The 5,317-nt window shown below is 69.2% G+C and carries 4 protein-coding genes and 1 pseudogene; 1 reads left to right on the top strand and 4 read right to left on the bottom strand.

All coding sequences use genetic code 11. The features are described 5' to 3' along the window. The first annotated feature begins 579 nt into the window (after positions 1–579). Positions 580–1,578 (top strand): tryptophan--tRNA ligase, encoded by a 999-nt coding sequence (trpS, locus tag AB0I18_RS51555; protein WP_363112809.1) that lies wholly within the window; start codon positions 580–582, stop codon positions 1,576–1,578. Positions 1,579–1,617: 39 nt separating this feature from the next. Here trpS and proC read toward each other — a convergent pair whose 3' ends face one another. From proC to AB0I18_RS51535, 4 genes and pseudogenes are all read right to left on the bottom strand, one after another. Beyond that, a complete protein-coding gene (gene proC / locus AB0I18_RS51550) occupies positions 1,618–2,427 on the bottom strand; it encodes a pyrroline-5-carboxylate reductase (RefSeq protein ID WP_363112808.1) in 810 nt (269 codons plus the stop codon). Between the two features lie 147 nt (positions 2,428–2,574). Then, positions 2,575–3,381 carry an ABC transporter permease gene (locus AB0I18_RS51545; RefSeq protein ID WP_363112807.1) on the bottom strand — a complete coding sequence of 269 codons (807 nt, stop codon included), beginning with the start codon at positions 3,379–3,381 and terminating at the stop codon, positions 2,575–2,577. Beyond that, positions 3,378–4,211 carry an ABC transporter ATP-binding protein gene (locus tag AB0I18_RS51540; RefSeq protein WP_363112810.1) on the bottom strand — a complete coding sequence of 278 codons (834 nt, stop codon included), beginning with the start codon at positions 4,209–4,211 and terminating at the stop codon, positions 3,378–3,380. Before AB0I18_RS51540 ends, AB0I18_RS51545 begins: the two co-directional genes overlap by 4 nt. Positions 4,212–4,541: 330 nt before the next feature. After that, positions 4,542–5,197, bottom strand: a pseudogene (locus AB0I18_RS51535) (class I SAM-dependent methyltransferase); the annotation flags it as partial. Positions 5,198–5,317 lie beyond the last annotated feature (120 nt).

Genomic DNA, 5,317 nt, shown 5'->3' with positions numbered 1-5,317 from the left:
TGCGTTTCCGACTCTATCAGACCGTTTCCGTATCCGATTTCCTCGGTGCTTTCCAGGTTCCCGCTTTCGCGTTTCCCTTTCCGGCGACTCCGACTCTAGCAGATCCTTTCGGACCCGATTCCCGGTCGGAGCGGGCTGTCTTCACGGCTGTTGGGCCGTTCTGACGAGTGAGACTTTAGCGGAATCCTGGCCCCCGAGCTAATCGGGGTCACGCTCTTTCGAACGCGGATTCCTCATTTCGCAAACGCGCATGAAAACGAGCCGACGACAGGTCGTCGATCATTGCGTGCTTGTTGCGGAATGGCTGTCCGGGGACCAACCGGAGTCGGCGCTCACGTCGGACAACTCGGAGAACACTACGTAGGGGGCGAAGGCGTGTCAACTCCCTGCCAGGAGTCACCCGGGAGGCGTACCCTCGGGGACATGACCACGCACGCGTGCACCCAACTGTGGTGGGCCGCCTGAGGGCGGCCGTACATACGCGTGTACTCAACGGCCGCCGCCTCGGCGGCCGTTCTTGTATCTCCCTCCTGGAGCCCCGGCCGGCGGTGGTGGCGGTCTCGACCAGGAGGTAGAGGAATGAAGCGGGTCTTCAGCGGGGTCAAGCCGACCGGGCATCTGACACTGGGGAACTACCTGGGGGCCATGCGGCGGTGGAGTGCGGTGGACCAGCACGAGGCCGACGCGCTGTTCTGCATCGTCGACCTGCACGCGCTGACCGTGGACCACGATCCCGGGCGGGTACGCAGGCTCAGTCGGCAGGCGGCCACGCTGCTGCTGGCCTCCGGGCTCGATCCGAAGCTGTGCACCGTCTTCGTACAGAGTCAGGTGGACGAGCACGCGCGGCTCTCGTATCTGCTCGAGTGCGTGGCCACCGACGGGGAGATGCGGCGGATGATCCAGTACAAGGAGAAGGCCGCGGCTGAGCGTGCTCGGGGCGGGAGTGTGCGGCTGTCGCTGCTGACGTATCCCGTGTTGATGGCGGCGGACATCCTGGCGTACGGGACCGACGAGGTGCCGGTGGGTGACGACCAGGCGCAGCATGTGGAGCTGACCCGGGATCTGGCCGTGCGGTTCAACCAGCGGTACGGGCAGAGCTTCGTGGTGCCGCGGGCCACGCGTGCGGAGGTGGCGGCCCGGGTCATGAACCTGCAGGAACCCACGTCGAAGATGGGGAAGTCCGACGATGTGGGGCCGGGGATCGTCTATCTGCTCGACGAGCCGGAGGTGATCCGGAAGAAGGTCATGCGGGCCGTGACCGACAGCGGACGGGACGTGGCCTACGACCGGGAGGCCCGGCCGGGGGTCTCGAATCTGCTGGAGATTCTTTCGGCCTGTGAGGGTGGGAACCCGGAGGCCCTGGCCGGTGTATATGAGACGTACGGATCTTTGAAGAAGGACACCGCCGAGGCCGTGGTGGAGCTCCTCAGGCCCGTACAGCAGCGGCACAAGGAGTTGTGCGCGGATCCTGCGTACGTGGAGGGGGTGTTGCGGGACGGTGCGGAGAAGGCCAGAGAGATGGCGAGGCCGAGGGTGGACGCGGCATACCGGGCGATCGGCTTGCTGCCGGCAGCTTGAAGAGGAGTGGGGCCGGAGGGAGGCCCGGCCCCGGATCTTCTAGCTGTTCCCGGAGGCCAGCTCGCGACTGCGGTCGCGGGCTGCCTCCAGGGCGGCGATGAGGGCGGCTCGTACGCCGTGGTTCTCGAGTTCGCGGATGGCGCTGATCGTGGTGCCCGCGGGAGACGTGACGTTCTCGCGGAGCTTCACGGGGTGCTCACCGCTGTCGCGGAGCATCACGGCGGCGCCGATCGCGGACTGGACGATGAGGTCGTGGGCCTTGTCGCGGGGCAGGCCGAGCAGGATGCCGGCGTCGGTCATGGCCTCGACCAGGTAGAAGAAGTACGCCGGTCCCGAGCCGGAGAGTGCGGTGCAGGCGTCCTGCTGGGACTCGGGGACGCGGAGTGTCTTGCCGACGGCACCGAAGATCTCCTCGGCGTGGGCGAGGTGCTCTGCGGTGGCGTGGCTGCCGGCGGAGATGACGGACATGGCCTCGTCGACGAGGGCGGGCGTGTTCGTCATGACACGGACGACAGGGGTGCGCTGGGCGAGGCGCTCCTCGAAGAAGGAGGTGGGGATACCCGCGGCGCCGCTGATGACCAGGCGGTCGGTGGGGACGTGCGGGGCGAGTTCATCCATGAGGGTGCCCATGTCCTGCGGCTTGACCGTGAGGATCAGGGTGTCGGCGGTCTTGGCCGCTTCGGGGTTGCCGACCGGGGTGACGCCGTAGCGCTCCTGGAGTTCCTTGGCGCGCTCCGGGCGGCGGGCCGTGACCAGGAGGTCGGCGGGGGTCCAGCCGGCCCGGATCATTCCGCTGAGCAGGGCCTCGCCGATCTTGCCGGTGCCGAGTACTGCGACTTTCTGGGTCATGTTCGGTTGCCCTCCGAGGGTGCGTCGTCCAAGGCCCATCCTCGCACCGGGGGCGTGGGGTGGGTCGTGATGTCCGCTGGGCGGACGCGGTCGCCTTCGGGCGGGGCGGTCGCCTTCGGGCCCGCGATGACTGACGGCTGCCCGGACCTACGCGGTGCGGCGGCGGAGGGTCGCCGCGCCGAGGGCCAGGACCATGAGGGCGCAGGCCGCGACGATCAGGGCGTCGCGGATGAAGTTGGCGGTGACGTCGGTGTGCTTGAGGACTTCGTTCATGCCGTCGACGGCGTACGACATGGGGAGGACGTTGGAGATGCCTTCGAGGACGGGGTGCATGTCGGGGCGCGGGGTGAAGAGGCCGCAGAGGAGGAGCTGCGGGAAGATCACGGCCGGCATGAACTGGACGGCCTGGTATTCCGAGGATGCGAAGGCCGAGACGAAGAGGCCAAGGGCCGTGCCCAGTAGAGCGTCGAGAAGCGCCACGAGAAGGAGCAGCCAGGCCGAGCCCGTGACGTCCAGACCCAGGAACCAGAGGGCGAGACCGGTGGCGAGGGCTGACTGGACGATGGCGAGCACCCCGAAGGCGAGGGCGTAGCCGGCGATGAGGTCGGCCTTGCCGAGGGGCATGGCGAGGAGGCGTTCCAGAGTGCCGGAGGTGCGTTCGCGGAGGGTGGCGATGGAGGTCACCAGGAACATCGTGATGAGGGGGAAGATGCCGAGCAGTGCGGCGCCGATGGAATCGAAGGTGCGCGGGCTGCCGTCGAAGACATAGCGGAGCAGCAGGAGCATCACGCAGGGGATGAGGATCATCAGCGCGATGCTGCGCGGGTCGTGGCGGAGCTGGCGCAGGACCCGGGTCGCGGTGGCGGTGGTGCGGGCGAAGTTGATCGCGCTCGGCTTCGGTGTCGTGCTCGGGGTCGTGCCCGTACCTGTAGGTGTCGTGGTGTTCGTGGTCATCGGGCGGACTCCTTGCGGGGCTGGTCGTCGGTCGCGGGCTGGTGGCCGGCCGCGATCGCCTCGTCGACCAGGCGGAGGAAGGCGGCCTCGACGGTGTCGGTGCCGGTCTGGGCGCGCAGGGCGTCCGGGGTGTCGTCGGCGAGGATCTCGCCCTCACGCATCAGGAGCAGGCGATGGCAGCGCTCGGCCTCGTCCATGACGTGGGAGGAGACGAGGAGGGTGGCGTCCCGGTCGGCGGCGATGGTGTGGAAGAGGTTCCACAGGTCGCGGCGGAGTACGGGGTCCAGGCCGACCGTGGGTTCGTCCAGGACGAGGAGTTCCGGGGTGCCGAGGAGGGCGACGGCGAGGGAGACGCGGCTGCGCTGGCCACCGGAGAGGTTGCCCGCGAGGGCGTCGGTGTGGGAGGTGAGGTCCACGTCGGCGATGGCGCGGGTGACGTTCTCATGGCGCCGGTCGGCTGCCGTGCGGCCGGGGTCGAGGACCGCGGCGAAGTAGTCGAGGTTCTGGCGGACGGTCAGGTCGTCGTAGACGGAGGGAGCTTGGGTGACGTAGCCGATGCGGGAGCGGATCGTCGCGTCGCCCGCCGGGCGACCGAGGACGTCCAGGGTGCCGGTGACCTTGGCCTGCGTGCCGACGATCGCCCTCATCAGGGTGGATTTGCCGCACCCTGAAGGGCCCAGCAGGCCCGTGATCTGGCCGCGGGGGACGTCGAAGTCGAGTCCGCGGAGTACTTGGCGGGTGCCGCGGACGACGGTGAGGCCGGCGGCGTGGACTGAGGGGGTATCCGGGTTGGATCGGGACGCGTTGGATGAACGACGTGAGTTATTCAGCACGTGATGAATAATGCTCCTGGCGGACTTTGACGTCAAGCCTGGGCGGGGGTCGGCGCGGCTGACTGGGGCGAGTACGAGGGCGGTTCGCTCGGGCAAGTACCGCGGGCGGTCCGTGCGGGCGGCGGACGCGGGCGATTCACTCGGGCGAGTACCGAGGGCGGTTGGCGAAGGCGGCGGACGCGGGCGCTGACGCCGGCGGCTGGCGAGGGCGGCTGGCGAGGGCGGTTGGCGAGGGCCTGGAGTTGGGAGGGATTCGGTGCGTGGGTCGTGCGGGTGCGGTCGCGTTGGGAGGGGGTTGCGGAGAGTTGCGGGGTGTTGGCAGCGGGCTCAGGGGCGGGTGGCGACGATCAGTACGACGTCGTGGACCTCTTCGACGAGGCCGTTCGGGAAGGTCTTCAGGAGGTGTTCGCGCTCCTCGGTGAAGAAGGTGTTCGCGCGCTCCTCGCCGAGGACCAGGAAGACCGAGTGGCTGCCGATGTTGGCGAGGTGGGTGTCGAGGGGGACAGTGCGGCTCCAGCGGACTGCGTGGCGTGTGCAGTCCGGGATGTGCGGGGCGCCGGCGAAGGCTTCCTCGATGCGGGCCAGGCGGCCGGACCCTCGTTGCCGGGTGACGTCACCGCCGATGAACCCTTCTATGCGCCTGCCCTGGGCTGCCTGCCAGGGGACGTCGTAGGCGCTGGTGTTCCACCAGAGGGCCAGGACGCCGGACGGGCGCAGGGCATGGCCTCCGGGAGGGAGTGGGCCGGGTCCGTCCAGTGCCAGGACTGGGCGTAGGTGAGGAAGTCGAGGGAGGCGGTGGCCAGCGGGAGTGCGTTGCCGTTGCCCCGTACGACGGGGGTGTCGGGGAGGGTGCGGCGGAACTGGGCCGCCATGCCCTCGCCGGGTTCGATCGCGATCACCTTGGCGCCGCGGGCCTGGAGGACGGCGGTCGATATTCCGGTGCCGGCGCCCACGTCTGCCACGGTGGCGCCGGCGAGGGGGCGGGGTGGTGGACGGGAACCGTTGGGGGTTTCCTCGCCCCCGCCGCCCCTACCCGTCCCATCCCTGGGGGCTGCGCCCCCAGACCCCCGCAATCGGCCTGAACGGCCTCGTCCTCAAACGCC

This window comes from Streptomyces sp. NPDC050704 (genome assembly GCF_040654355.1).
Classification (GTDB): Bacteria; Actinomycetota; Actinomycetes; order Streptomycetales; family Streptomycetaceae; genus Streptomyces.
This window is presented reverse-complemented; position numbering and strand designations above follow the sequence as displayed.

Coding starts and splice junctions, on each gene's coding strand:
- AB0I18_RS51545 (WP_363112807.1), bottom strand. CDS start 3,381: ATGACCACGAACACCACGACACCTACAGGTACGGGCACGACCCCGAGC.
- proC (WP_363112808.1), bottom strand. CDS start 2,427: ATGACCCAGAAAGTCGCAGTACTCGGCACCGGCAAGATCGGCGAGGCC.
- trpS (WP_363112809.1), top strand. CDS start 580: ATGAAGCGGGTCTTCAGCGGGGTCAAGCCGACCGGGCATCTGACACTG.